General features: G+C 40.1%; 12 protein-coding genes. 5 read left to right on the top strand and 7 right to left on the bottom strand.

All coding sequences use genetic code 11. The features are described 5' to 3' along the window. Positions 1 to 11: 11 nt before the first annotated feature. Positions 12 to 194, bottom strand: a complete 183-nt coding sequence (locus tag H6G74_RS16670; protein WP_190968728.1) for a hypothetical protein — start codon at positions 192 to 194, stop codon at positions 12 to 14. Between the two features lie 343 nt (positions 195 to 537). Beyond that, positions 538 to 855, bottom strand: coding sequence for a 2Fe-2S iron-sulfur cluster-binding protein (locus H6G74_RS16665; RefSeq protein ID WP_190968727.1), 318 nt, complete (start codon positions 853 to 855; stop codon positions 538 to 540). A gap of 644 nt (positions 856 to 1,499) precedes the next feature. Here H6G74_RS16665 and H6G74_RS16660 point away from each other — a divergent pair. The 5 genes from H6G74_RS16660 (at position 1,500) to H6G74_RS16640 (ending at position 6,472) form a co-directional block, all read left to right on the top strand. Next, entirely contained in the window at positions 1,500 to 1,916 is a 417-nt protein-coding gene (locus H6G74_RS16660) for a hypothetical protein (RefSeq protein ID WP_190968726.1), read from the top strand. Between the two features lie 135 nt (positions 1,917 to 2,051). Next, entirely contained in the window at positions 2,052 to 2,972 is a 921-nt protein-coding gene (locus H6G74_RS16655) for a DUF4351 domain-containing protein (protein WP_190968725.1), read from the top strand. Between the two features lie 351 nt (positions 2,973 to 3,323). Then, a complete protein-coding gene (gene acnB / locus H6G74_RS16650) occupies positions 3,324 to 5,954 on the top strand; it encodes a bifunctional aconitate hydratase 2/2-methylisocitrate dehydratase (RefSeq protein WP_190968724.1) in 2,631 nt (876 codons plus the stop codon). Positions 5,955 to 6,011: 57 nt separating this feature from the next. Beyond that, the gene (locus tag H6G74_RS16645) at positions 6,012 to 6,260 is read left to right on the top strand and encodes a type II toxin-antitoxin system RelE family toxin (protein ID WP_190471851.1); all 249 of its coding nucleotides are present in this window, start codon (positions 6,012 to 6,014) and stop codon (positions 6,258 to 6,260) included. Between the two features lie 14 nt (positions 6,261 to 6,274). Beyond that, positions 6,275 to 6,472 (top strand): type II toxin-antitoxin system Phd/YefM family antitoxin, encoded by a 198-nt coding sequence (locus H6G74_RS16640; RefSeq protein ID WP_190968723.1) that lies wholly within the window; start codon positions 6,275 to 6,277, stop codon positions 6,470 to 6,472. A 21-nt stretch (positions 6,473 to 6,493) separates the two neighbouring features. Here the strand turns inward: H6G74_RS16640 and H6G74_RS16635 are convergent, their stop codons facing one another. The 5 genes from H6G74_RS16635 to H6G74_RS16615 form a co-directional block, all read right to left on the bottom strand. Further along, positions 6,494 to 6,964, bottom strand: a complete 471-nt coding sequence (locus tag H6G74_RS16635) for a hypothetical protein (RefSeq protein WP_190968722.1) — start codon at positions 6,962 to 6,964, stop codon at positions 6,494 to 6,496. A 369-nt stretch (positions 6,965 to 7,333) separates the two neighbouring features. Beyond that, positions 7,334 to 7,819, bottom strand: coding sequence for a hypothetical protein (locus H6G74_RS16630; protein ID WP_190968721.1), 486 nt, complete (start codon positions 7,817 to 7,819; stop codon positions 7,334 to 7,336). 411 nt (positions 7,820 to 8,230) lie between these two features. Next, complete coding sequence (locus H6G74_RS16625) at positions 8,231 to 8,785, bottom strand: AAA family ATPase (protein WP_190968720.1); 555 nt, start codon at positions 8,783 to 8,785, stop codon at positions 8,231 to 8,233. Continuing rightward, a complete protein-coding gene (locus H6G74_RS16620; RefSeq protein WP_190968719.1) occupies positions 8,785 to 11,502 on the bottom strand; it encodes a TnsA endonuclease N-terminal domain-containing protein in 2,718 nt (905 codons plus the stop codon). Before H6G74_RS16620 ends, H6G74_RS16625 begins: the two co-directional genes overlap by 1 nt. A 296-nt stretch (positions 11,503 to 11,798) precedes the next feature. Then, on the bottom strand, positions 11,799 to 12,371 hold the full coding sequence (locus H6G74_RS16615) for an endonuclease NucS domain-containing protein (RefSeq protein ID WP_190968718.1): 573 nt from the start codon (positions 12,369 to 12,371) through the stop codon (positions 11,799 to 11,801). Positions 12,372 to 12,418 lie beyond the last annotated feature (47 nt).

Here is a 12,418-nt window from a genome sequence, read left to right as displayed (position 1 = left end):
GCACTCAGCACTCAGCACTCAGCACTTGTAGTAACAACTGCTTCTACAGTAGCCTTTTGCTGTGTTTCATCTACAGATGTAATAGCCCAACGCAGAGGTTCACCTTGTTTTTGCAACTCAGCTTCAATTGTTTTTTGCAACTCAGTAGGAGTTTCTTGAATGTCGATTTCTGCGGTAATAAAATGAGTAGTCATCGCTGTTCATCCTCTTCATTAATTTGTTCTAGAATAGCCGAATGAAGTATGAATTATGAAGTATGAAGTATGAAATTTTATTCTTCAGACTTCAGATGATGTTTGTCAAATACCGGACTGTATCAATATCTCTTTAAGCCTCCCTTAAAAAGCTAGGTGTACACACAAGTCGTATCAAGTTGCCTAGCATTATGATCCCCCCTAACCCCCCTTAAAAAGGGGGGAATTTTTCTTCAAGTCCCCCTTTTTAAGGGGGATTTAGGGGGATCTAAAAATATTTGATACATCACCAGCAACTTTTAAAACATCCTTTCAGACTTTATACTTCAGACTTCACACTTTATTAGTCTTTGCCAAATTGCAACTGATAAACTATTTCTTCTTTTTCAGTCTCAATTTTCAAATCAGAACGGGGATAAGCGACACAAAGTAATGTATAACCTTGTTTTTGTAATTCTAGACTAACGCCCATACCATCAGTTTGGTCTACAGTTCCTTCAGTAATTTGCGCGGCGCAAGTTGTACATACACCTGCATGACAAGAACTAGGTAGTTCTAAACCAGCAGCATCGGCAACAGATAAAATAGTTTCGGTTTCAGGAACTTGCAGAGTATGAACTTTGCCTTGGTGAAGCAGTTCTACGGTGTAGGTTTTGGACATATACTAAAAAATGAGTGCAATAGCCAAATTTACTATTATATCGGAATTGTTTAATCATATTACAGATATTCAATAAACTTTTGACTTTGCCAAACTTCCCATAACTCTTTGCGCCTCTGCGCCTCTGCGTGAGATAAAAAATTCTTGTTTTTCAACATTAAATATAGTTAAATTTGCTTAGTTATAATTATGCGCGATCGCATTTCTTTAAAGAATGTATCTTTTACCTAACCTACAAAAACTGTTAAAGTTCTACGATCGCTTACTATCAAAAATATACACTATGCGGCGATGATGGCACTCACTAACAAACTTTGGTCATCAATGTTATAACGTTGACCCTTAAAATTACAACATTAAGCCTTAAGATTACAGCACTAAGCCTTAAAGTTACAATACTAAGGCTTAAGATTACAACCTTAAGCCTTAAAGTTACAATATTAAGCCTTAAGATTACAACATTAAGGCTTAAGATTAAAGCGATCGCTCTTAACTATGCAGTAAAAATGCCATCTGTGATTAAACTCAGAGAAAACACGGGCATAAATAAAAAATTTTGTAAAGAAAAATGTGTTTTTTGCTGAACTAAAATCCAGGTTAACTAAGCCAAAATAGCTTTGTAAAGCTTTTAAAAGAGCAAATTGATGCCTCGAAAAAAACGTAGTTCCCAGATACTAGAAAAAGCTCAGTTTAGAGTCGCCGGACTAAAAGCTATTGATCCAAATCTTAATTTTGATGATACTCATAACTTGCAAAGCATGACGCAATTAATCGAGCAATTTAAAAAAATGCTTGAGGACTATAATTCTGCTCTAGCAATCATAGATTCTTCTAAACAAAAGCTCGATGAAATGGAAAAAACCTTAAAACAAGTTTCAGATAGAATGGTGACAGGAGTTGGTTTTAAGTACGGCAAAAACAGCAATGAATATGAACTAGCAGGTGGTATTCGAGAAAGCGAACGTGTCCGCAAAAGTAGATTGACACGCTTGAAATCTAACCCAGAGAAAACCTCAGATGAAAATACAGTAACCACCTTAGTACCCTTGCGTAACATTTGAAAACAGTTAGCCAAAATTCAAGTTTTACAAATCCCCGACTTCTTAAAGAAGTCGGGTATCTATACCATCACAAATAGTTCAGTACTGCTATATAATCTGGGCATTAATACAAAACTTCCGCCATCTTAAAATTAAATGACTAGGTTCATACATGATCAATTTGCTAAAGACTACCTTGAAGAAATATTAAAAAACTACGGAGAAGTCAAAGCCTCAGAAAAAGTCTCAGGAGAAATTAAAGAAATAGATGTTTTCTTTACTCCTTTTCCCCAACAAAATGCTAATTTACAAATACTAGGCTTGCTAGGCAGACTTGCCGAAAACCCTGCCATAATAGAACCTTTCCGCAATCCAGCTTCTACTGATGAAATTTGCGATTGTCTACTCAAACTATTAGAAGTCAAAGCTTATCTGCGACGAGAAGCGAAAACTAACAAAACCAAACTACAAGACTCAGAAATTCCCAAGTTGTGGGTGTTGACTCCCACCATCTCTGAAACTAAATTATCTGGCTTTAGAACTATCCAAAAAGAAGATTGGATATCAGGAGTACATTTTCTGGCTGATAACTTACGGACAGCAATTATCGCCATACATCAACTACCAGCAATACCGGAAACTTTATGGCTGAGGCTTTTAGGTAGAGGAAATGTGCAGTCACAAGCAATTGTTGAGTTGCAAGCGTTACCATTAGATCATCCCTACCAACAAGCTACGCTAGAATTAGTTTACAACTTGCGCCAAAATTTAAGATTAAATCAAGAACTAGAAGCAGATGATCGGGAGTTAATTATGCGTTTAGAACCACTTTATCAAAGAGATAGAGAACAAGCCAAACAAGAAGGTAGACAAGAAGGCAGACAAGAAGGCAGACAAGAAGAAGGACAAGGATTAATACTTCGTCTACTAAATCGCCGTTTTGGTGAAATTGAGGCATTATTAATTGAGCAAATTAGAAGCTTATCAATTGAACAGTTAGAAAATCTCGGTGAAGCATTATTAGATTTTTCTAGTGTTAATGATTTAGAAACTTGGTTAAATCAACACTCAGAATAACTCATCAGTATATATATTGAGAACGAGTTTTTTACATCATCGAAACAACAATGTCTCACTGAAGAATATAGCAATCCTAAATAGTTTCCAAACATCTTTTTACCTTGTCTACCTGTCTTCCTTGTCTTTATTGTTCACATATCAAATAGGAATGCTATAGCGATCGCACTCAGTAAAATATCTTCAGTGAGAATTATTACGCAAAACCATCATTTAAGTATTAGTCAAAATTATCGATGATCAATTACCAGTAAGGCTTTCAGCTATAAAATAGGCTAAACTCTTATAGCTAAGTCTTGCCTAAAAATAATTCATAATTAAGGGAAGAACATCCCAACGGAGAATAGAACAATGCTAGAACAATACCGTCAACAAGTCGCCGAAAGGGCAGCATTAGGAATTCCCCCTTTACCGTTGGATGCGAAGCAAACCTCAGAATTGTGTGAATTACTGAAAAATCCGCCCAAGGGTGAAGAAGAAACATTATTACATTTGTTACGCGATCGCGTCCCCCCTGGAGTTGACCCAGCAGCTTATGTAAAAGCTGGGTTCCTGACTGCTATTGCCAAAAAGGAAGTTAAAAGCCCCATCATTTCGCCCATTGAAGCAGTGCAATTACTGGGAACAATGGTAGGCGGCTACAACGTACAATCTTTAATTGAACTGCTGCAATTTGCCACCACATCGGTATCAGACTCTTCTGAAACACCCTTAGTAATGGGTGGCGAAGGTAAAGAACCCATTGCAGCCTACGCCGCCGCCGCCCTCAGCAAAACTTTATTGGTATATGATGCCTTCCATGATGTTTTGGAACTGTCCAAAACTAACCCCTACGCCAAGCAGGTAGTGAACTCTTGGGCAGAAGCGGAATGGTTTACCCTCCGTCCCAAACTCCCAGAATATATTAACGTCACCGTGTTTAAAGTGCCTGGGGAAACCAACACCGATGACTTATCCCCAGCCACCCACGCCACCACCCGCCCAGATATTCCCCTCCACGCCTTGGCGATGTTAGAGTCACGGCAACCAGGAAGCTTGGAAATTATCGCTGAGTTGAAAAAAAAAGGACATCCCGTAGCTTATGTCGGTGATGTTGTCGGGACTGGTTCTTCCCGCAAATCAGCCATTAACTCCGTGTTATGGCATACAGGGAAAGATATCCCATTCGTTCCCAACAAACGCGCTGGGGGTTATATTTTAGGTGGTGCGATCGCTCCTATCTTTTTCAACACAGCAGAAGATGCCGGTGCTTTGCCAATTCAATGCGATGTCACCAAACTCGAAACCGGCATGGTAATTACCATCTATCCCTACAGAGGTGAAATTACCAACGAAGACGGCGAAGTTATTTCCACCTTCACCCTCAAACCCGACACCATCCTCGATGAAGTCCGCGCCGGTGGACGCATCCCCCTATTAATTGGACGTACCCTCACCGACAAAACCCGCCAAGCATTAGGCTTAGAACCCAGCACCCTGTTCATCCGTCCCCAACAACCGGCCGACACAGGGAAAGGCTACACCCTCGCCCAAAAAATGGTCGGTAAAGCTTGCGGTTTACCCGGTGTCCGTCCCGGTACATCCTGCGAACCCATCATGACTACCGTCGGTTCTCAAGATACCACAGGGCCAATGACCCGCGACGAACTCAAAGAACTTGCTTGTCTCGGTTTCAGTGCAGACTTAGTAATGCAGAGTTTCTGTCACACCGCCGCCTATCCCAAACCCGTAGACATCAAAACCCACCACGAACTCCCCGATTTCATGTCCTCCCGTGGCGGTGTCGCCCTACGTCCCGGCGATGGTATCATCCATTCATGGCTGAACCGGATGCTATTACCTGATACCGTCGGTACAGGTGGCGACTCGCACACCCGCTTCCCCTTGGGAATATCCTTCCCCGCCGGTTCTGGGTTAGTCGCCTTTGCAGGTGCCTTGGGTGTCATGCCTTTGGATATGCCAGAATCAGTTTTGGTAAGATTCAAAGGAGAATTGCAACCAGGAATTACCTTAAGAGATATTGTTAACGCTATTCCTTATGTTGCCATTCAAAAAGGTTTGCTCACCGTCGAGAAAGAGAACAAGAAAAACATCTTCTCCGGCAGAATTTTAGAAATGGAAGGCTTACCAGATTTAAAAGTCGAACAAGCCTTTGAATTAACAGACGCTTCCGCCGAACGTTCCTGTGCAGGCTGCACCATTAAATTGAGTGAAGAAACCATTGCTGAATATCTGCGTTCCAACATTGTCTTGTTAAAGAACATGGTAGCCAGAGGCTATCAAGACGCACGTACAATTATGCGCCGTGTCGCCCAAATGGAAGAATGGTTGGCAAATCCTGTATTACTAGAAGCTGACGCAGATGCAGAATATGCCGCAGTAATTGAAATTGATTTGAACGAAATCAAAGAACCAATTGTAGCTGCACCAAATGACCCTGATAATGTTAAATTATTATCGGAAGTTGCTAATGATCCAGTACAAGAAGTTTTCCTTGGTTCTTGTATGACAAACATCGGTCATTATCGCGCAACTGCGAAAGTTTTAGAAGGTGCAGGAGAAGTCAAAACTCGCCTGTGGATAGCACCACCAACCCGCATGGATGAACACCAATTAAAAGAAGAAGGTATATACAGCATTTTTGGTGCAGCCGGCGCAAGAACAGAAATGCCAGGATGCAGTTTATGTATGGGAAATCAGGCGCGAGTTGCCGATGGCACAACTGTATTTTCTACCTCTACCCGCAACTTTAATAATCGCATGGGTAAAGGTGCAAGAGTGTATTTAGGTTCTGCCGAATTAGCCGCCGTTTGTGCGTTATTAGGACGCATTCCTACAGTACAGGAATATCTTGATATTGTGGCGAATAAAATTCATCCTTTTGCTGAGAATTTATATCGGTATTTGAACTTTGATCAAATCGCCGGTTTTGAGGATGAAGGGCGGGTGATTTCTAAAGAGGAGGAAGCTTTGTTGGTATAGTTTAACTAGGGTGAGTCTTCATGGCTCACCCTAATATATTTCAAGAGAGTCAAGTATGTGCAGTACCAAATAGAATTTAAGCCCAAAGCAATTAAAGATTTAGAAAAATTTCCTGTAGATATTAGAGAACGCATTATCAGTAAAATTGAAGCGATGCAAGATGACTTGCAGGGAGATGTCAAACGTTTAACCAACTTTACGCCAGAATATCGTTTGAGAGTAGGTGATTATCGAGTTTTGTTTGAATTAGAAGAACAGACTATCATGATATATAGGGTGAAGCATCGCAGTAAAGCTTATGAGTAAAAGGAGTTGTAAAAATGATTGAATTACATCCTGAATTTTTAACAAAAGATGGTCAAAAGCAATTTGCCGTTTTACCTTATGAGGAGTTTTTAAAAGTTCAGGAATTGCTGGAGGATTTAGAAGATTTAAAAGATTTACGAGAAGCTAAAGAAGAAGAAAAAGATAGTGTTTCGGTATCTTTATCCGAAGTTAAAAAAATGTTATTATCTTGATGTTTTTTAAAGATGATTATTTCAACTAATTTTGTCTAACCATATAGTTAATGCTTGATTAACTATATGTTGGATTGAATCAACAACAATCTCTCCATTTGCTGATTCTTTAAATATTAGCCGTCTACTTTTAAGATGAGTAATATTGTCCTTATCTAGTTTTCTAAACATTGAGTTACCATTTCTGGCGAAAGAAAGAAAGTTTTGTGAATTTCCTGGAACACTATAGAATGTATAATCAATACTAAGATAAGACAGTTTTTCCCTAGATATACTTCCTTCTTTTAAAGGAATATATCGCCAATATGTTAAGTAATCATCTAGTGTATCAATCTGCATTCTGGCAATAGTTTTATTTTGGCGACTGGGTATCATTAGCCAGAGAAATAATAGTATTTTTCTCGATTTTTTATCAAAACATAACTCTGCACATTGCCTGATCTTGTCTTTACCGTATTTACTTGCATATATAACGCTTTTATTTACTATCATCTCTTCGATTCTGGAGTCGAAGCTTAATATCTGATTTCTAATTTTTGTTAAATTTTCTATTTCTGTTTGTGTTAAAGCCCCTAACCAATCTAATAATAATCTTGGTGGTTCAGGAATATTATTGTGATTTGAACCATAAAATGAACTTTTAGCTCAAGATATGCTTCAAAAAGAGTTAACCATTTTATGCTTCAAAAATCAGCGTCAAAGTAGAAAATCACATCTACCAAGTAATTGCAGCACTTGATGAGGAATTATAGTTACGTCAGACAGCAACACAAGCGGCGTTAGGAAATGGTAGCTATAGCCGATGAGTAATGAACTGGGCAAGTCTGGTATTTGATTATTAGCCCTAGACAAAACCAAGGGCTAACCCCGCACAAGTAGATGCCCTGGATGCCAGCCATAATCAATAGCATCTTGGGCTTTTGTACTGTTTATATCTAGGGTAACTTTAATAAATTTTTTACCAGTATCCATATCATGATGTAGTGCATAAGGAAGTTCTACAGCTTCCTGCCATCCCCTAGCTTTGAGTTGTCGATGATTATTAATTATTTCAACTGTTAGCGTAGCCTTTGAGACTTTATAAGGAAGTTGTTCCGCTCTATCAAATCCTAAGTCTAATGCTTCTGGCGGAATTTCAAGGTATCTTCCCTTTTCATCCTGTCCAATAGTTAAGCATAAATCTTTATTGCTGTAAGTGTAAAAAAGTTCTACGGGAGAATCGTAGCCAGCTTCTCTTGCTTCTGGTGCTACCCAAGGGTCAACTTCTAGTGTTGGTATTTTCCATAGTTGATCTATTTCTGGAAGCCACTTTTGATACGGAAGAAAACACCATCTATTTTGACTCAAGAGTGCATTGTTCTTACAGGATTTGATATTAGGACATTTATCAGCAGGAAAGCCTGTTAACATCTCACAATCAAGAAATAGCCAACAGCTTTCTTTACAGGAGTATTTAGTTTTTTTATTGTATTTACGTTTAACCATATTCATCAATTGTTATCAAACTTTTATCATGATAAAAACTGTTTACTACTGAATTTTTTGATGTTTACTGTTGTCCTACAGCATCACGTTTAGGTTTGCGTTGGCCAACACGCCCCGAAGACTTTTTAGGCGTTTGCGGTTGCTCCGGTGTTTCATCTGTCTTCTGTGCATCTGTGGGAGATGGGGTAATATTTGTTTCCAGTGGTGTCTCACTAAGGTCAGAATCACCTGGTTTTGTCTTCTTCCGAGTTTGTTTTTTCTTAGGTGTTGGTTCTATAGAAGTTTCGCTTGGTGTCGTAGAAGCCGTTTCATCATTGTTCTGGGGTGCAGACTTTTTACGAGTCCGTTTTGCTTTTGACGTTGGTTTGTCAGATTTAGAGGGCGATGCAGCCGTAGTCTCCCCGCCCTTGGATAAATCCACAGCCGCTTTTGGTACAGAGGTCGAACCCATACCCATCTGTAGCAAAGTGCAGTGCGGTAGTAATCTGCCCGATTAAACACCCCACCGTCAGATGGTCGTGTTTCTAACAGCAATAACGGCATTGGGGGCCCAGAGCCGTTACGATAGCTCAATGAATTGGATACACCCGGTAACTGTTCAGGTATATTCTCATTTAACCGTTTAGCAATCTGGCGGATCATCGTTGTTTTACCCACACCGCTTGGCCCATACACCAACACATGAGCAAATCCGGCGGGTTCTCGAATCGCACGCATCAACAACATATCTACCCGTGCTAACTGGGGATGTAAAACTGCATACTCCTTAAACTGAGTAAGTTTGAGGTGTATTTCGCCGTTTTGATTGCCGGTTAAAAAATTATCCATTAACGGTATTCCCCCAGTATCGGCAGTTGTGTGAGATCCAACAGTTCAACGTTGTTTTGCAGTGGTGGCAATGGTTCGTCATCTTGACTGTGTGCTTCCATAGTCGGCTCAAGAGTGTTGACTCTTGGGAACTGGGATATACCTTCGGTATTAGGTGTTAAATTCTCCAGCACCCCAACCGCTTCCAAATCCCGCAATCTTTGCATGAGCAAGGTTTCATGTTCTTGCACCGCCGCGATGAAGTCGGCAAGGCGTTTGGCAGAGATATTTGTACTCACAGCATTACGCTTATCTTGTTGTCTAATTTCAGAGGCAGCTAATAGCACTTCTTTCTCTGTGCGTCCGGCAAAGGTGCTGTAATACTGGGAGATACATTTGACCCATCTTCCCTCCAGATACGCATAAGCTACACCCATATCAAAAGGGTCATAGCGCACACTGACTTTGGTTTTTTCGACAACCGGATTGCGGAAAGCATCGTTCCAGTAATAAAGATAATTGACTTTAATTCCCTGTCCCGGCTGGACTTTAGCGTTGCCTTTGGGTGTACTAGGGCGTGTTGCCATGAGAAAGTCTTCGTTGTATGCAATGCGTCGGTGTTCCCTCTCCCCTGTGGCAGCGATTGCGTCGGTATAAACTTGTAATGGTGTCTCACCCAAGGAATCATGTACGCTTGTGTCATAAATGGTGTATGCCCACTCACACAGGTAGGTATATAAATCTGCCAATGTCCAAACGGCAAGTTGTTTGGGGTCAACAACTTTGGTCAATTGGCGCGGTTGTTTACTGGCTTGGGTGTTGCCCAATAAGTTAAAGATAAATTCTGTATTGGTTGTGCCGAATAATCGCTCAACTACTGAGCCAAACCGGGGCTTACCACCAGGACGAGTCTTTTTGATGCAGTGGTAACGTGCTAATAAGGTATCAAAGTAAACGCTATGAAATTCCTTGCCACCATCTACAACTACGGATTGGGGAAAACGACCAAAACGCTGAACACACAACCTTAGTGCCATCATGCAAGACCTGTAAGAAGGTGGGTCAAAGGTGAGATAAACTGCTAAGATTCGTCGGGAGTAGGCATCCATCAGTAATGTCAGCCAAGGTCGTCCTAAGTTCCGACCAGTTACTTGAGAGCGTAATTCAATGTCGAGTTGGGTGTGGTCAAGATGGCAGATGGCAAAGGGCCTGTCTCCATGCCGGGGTGTAGTTTTAGCTAGTTCTAAAACAATCGGTTCAGTTGCGTATGCGGCTTTTGCTCCCTGACGTTTTAAAGTCTGCTCATGGATTGGTCGCTTTTTTAGGCGAGTATAAAATGTGCGCTGACTCAGTGGTGGTATGTTAGCTCTTTCGCAGGCTCTTGTATATGCTCGATAAACAGAAGCGGCTGGAGCTTGTCTTGGTGTCTCGAAGTGTTCGGTAATAAATTGATCTAATAATTTGCTTGCATCTGTTGGTGCTTTGGGTTGACGATTTCCTCTACTAGCGGTACGCGGCAGCAACCCAACATAACCGCAACCAAAAGTGGCTTCGGCTTCACGAAACTGTTTGACCCATCGAGATAATGTGCTTTGAGGTATGTCCTTATATATGTCTGTGCGGTGCTGGAAATATGCTTGTACTAGATGAAATCTGTGATTGGCTCTTTGTAGATCCGTAGGCGAGGCGGCAACCATCAATTCACGCACTTTTTCATTGATGGTTGCGTGTGCTTCTGAATTATGAATGTTGATAGTGCCGCTATCAAATAATTGCAGAAAAAATGCTGTGGGCAATTGCATTGGTTGCCCGACTTCGGGTAAGAGTGTGGTTGTCTTCTCGCCCAAGTTAACTAAAGTCCAAAGTTGTGCGTCCCAGACTAATAAGGTATTGGGCAAAAGTGTTGTGGGCGAGATGATTTGTTGATGATGCCCAGTTGTCCCTATGGCTAAATGTGTATGAGCAGTATGAGTTTGTTGGTCTACCCATAATTGAACTCGCCAATGTTCCACTAGGGGAACTGCATACAAGTCTACGTAGAGTTGCTCTGTAGCAATCATGGCGTAGATATCGTTGGCACGCACTCCAGGTATGGTTGCAAGTGTAGTGGCTATGGTTGTTCCTGGAGTGGCTTGAACTGCTGAAGAGATTTGTTTTGTGATGGAGTGGGGGATATTGGCACTGAACCTCAAGTAGTCTTCTAAAAACATTAGGTTCTGAGTGAATATGGGATTTAGTTCAGTATCGGTGCGAACATGGTATTTAAGTCCATAAGATGCGGCGTAAGCTTCTCCTGGTGGGCAATGCCAATGACCAGTTTCAGTTTTTTGGTAGCGTGAAGGGTATTTTTGGGCTAGTCGTTTTAATTCGGTTTCGGTTTTCCATTCTTCCCAAGCTGCACCTGTCGTCCGCAGTACGAAGAAGTCTGGGGTATGGTAATGACCTATTTTTCGTCCGTTTTGGTTTTGGTACTGAATTTTAAATGGCGGTGGTTGATCATAGAACTCTAACACCTGGGGGTCATGTTCCATTTGATAAATCGCCCACAGTTCTACTGTGTGGCTCTCAAATTGAATGGTTTGACCCATTTTACGGCTAGGGTAAACTCCACTAACGTTTTTGGCGCGTCCTTGTACTCTGCGAGAAGGTGGGGCAGCGCGAATTGCGCCGATTAGTAAGAGTGTTTGTGCCGTTAGTTGCTGTTGCTTACACCAATAATCAAATTCGTCGTCTGTCATGAGAGTTTTTCATCCAAGAAAAGAGTGTTTCTCTTGTCAGGAGACAGTTTTAGGCTTTCAGTACGCAATACAAAACTACGGAGTCATAGTTTTTAGTGAAGCATATCTTGGAATTTTGAACCATATTTTAAATTGAAAGTTTAAGTTAGAGCAATTTTAAGAGAGATTTTTTGTGCAAGTTTCATTCAATTGTATTTTTTCAACTCATTCTTTAATTATGCTTCAAAATTTCAACTCTATCTCATGATTTGATTCAAAGTTTTATTTTGTGATTGGTGAGAAAGCTTGAAATTGCGTTAACTCTTTCTCAATTTATGGATCAAAATTTTTCTCATATTATGATTCAAAGCATAATTATCTTGGGGTTGATTTTGGAAATTAACTTCTTGGTAATTGATTTTTATAATTTTTGGCTCAATTTGGGTAAAAATATGAGTCAAATAAAAATTAAAATCACTGTTTTCATGTTTAATAAAAAAAGTGAATAGGTCAAAATCTAATTTACTGTACTTTTCATCAATTAAATTATGCCTGTGAAAACTTGGACAAATAGCAAACAAACAAATAGGCTCATCATAATTAATATGAGTGTTCAAAGGTTTTTCTTCTAACAGATTTTCATAATATCGTGTCAACTGATTAATTACATATCTGTCTTCTGTATTTTTCAATTCAATAATAGTTAGTTGATTGTTTTCTCCTATTGCTAGGATGTCATAAATTTCTCCTTTAACAGATAATTGTCGCGCCAATGGTTTCAGTCCAAAAAGTTCTTCCAAATTATCCCAAACGAAATTTTCTAACTCAGACTCATCAATAAATTTCCAATCTTGTCCAGTTTTACGTAACGCTACGTTTGTCTTTGTCATTTTATATTAGAGAAAATATGTAAAAATACGGTAATTGACTATGAGAG

The sequence above is a fragment of the Nostoc spongiaeforme FACHB-130 genome, assembly GCF_014698475.1.
Classification (GTDB): domain Bacteria; phylum Cyanobacteriota; class Cyanobacteriia; order Cyanobacteriales; family Nostocaceae; genus Nostoc_B; species Nostoc_B spongiaeforme.
The sequence above is the reverse complement of the archived record's forward strand: the minus strand, read 5'-3'. Positions and strand labels throughout refer to the sequence as shown.

Bases quoted from the DNA above. Each gene is read 5' to 3' on its own strand.
- H6G74_RS16625 (WP_190968720.1), bottom strand. From the start codon at position 8,785: ATGGATAATTTTTTAACCGGCAATCAAAACGGCGAAATACACCTCAAA.
- H6G74_RS16655 (WP_190968725.1), top strand. From the start codon at position 2,052: ATGACTAGGTTCATACATGATCAATTTGCTAAAGACTACCTTGAAGAA.
- H6G74_RS16635 (WP_190968722.1), bottom strand. From the start codon at position 6,964: ATGATAGTAAATAAAAGCGTTATATATGCAAGTAAATACGGTAAAGAC.
- H6G74_RS16640 (WP_190968723.1), top strand. From the start codon at position 6,275: ATGATTGAATTACATCCTGAATTTTTAACAAAAGATGGTCAAAAGCAA.
- H6G74_RS16670 (WP_190968728.1), bottom strand. From the start codon at position 194: ATGACTACTCATTTTATTACCGCAGAAATCGACATTCAAGAAACTCCT.
- H6G74_RS16620 (WP_190968719.1), bottom strand. From the start codon at position 11,502: ATGACAGACGACGAATTTGATTATTGGTGTAAGCAACAGCAACTAACG.
- H6G74_RS16665 (WP_190968727.1), bottom strand. From the start codon at position 855: ATGTCCAAAACCTACACCGTAGAACTGCTTCACCAAGGCAAAGTTCAT.
- H6G74_RS16615 (WP_190968718.1), bottom strand. From the start codon at position 12,371: ATGACAAAGACAAACGTAGCGTTACGTAAAACTGGACAAGATTGGAAA.
- H6G74_RS16660 (WP_190968726.1), top strand. From the start codon at position 1,500: ATGCCTCGAAAAAAACGTAGTTCCCAGATACTAGAAAAAGCTCAGTTT.
- acnB (WP_190968724.1), top strand. From the start codon at position 3,324: ATGCTAGAACAATACCGTCAACAAGTCGCCGAAAGGGCAGCATTAGGA.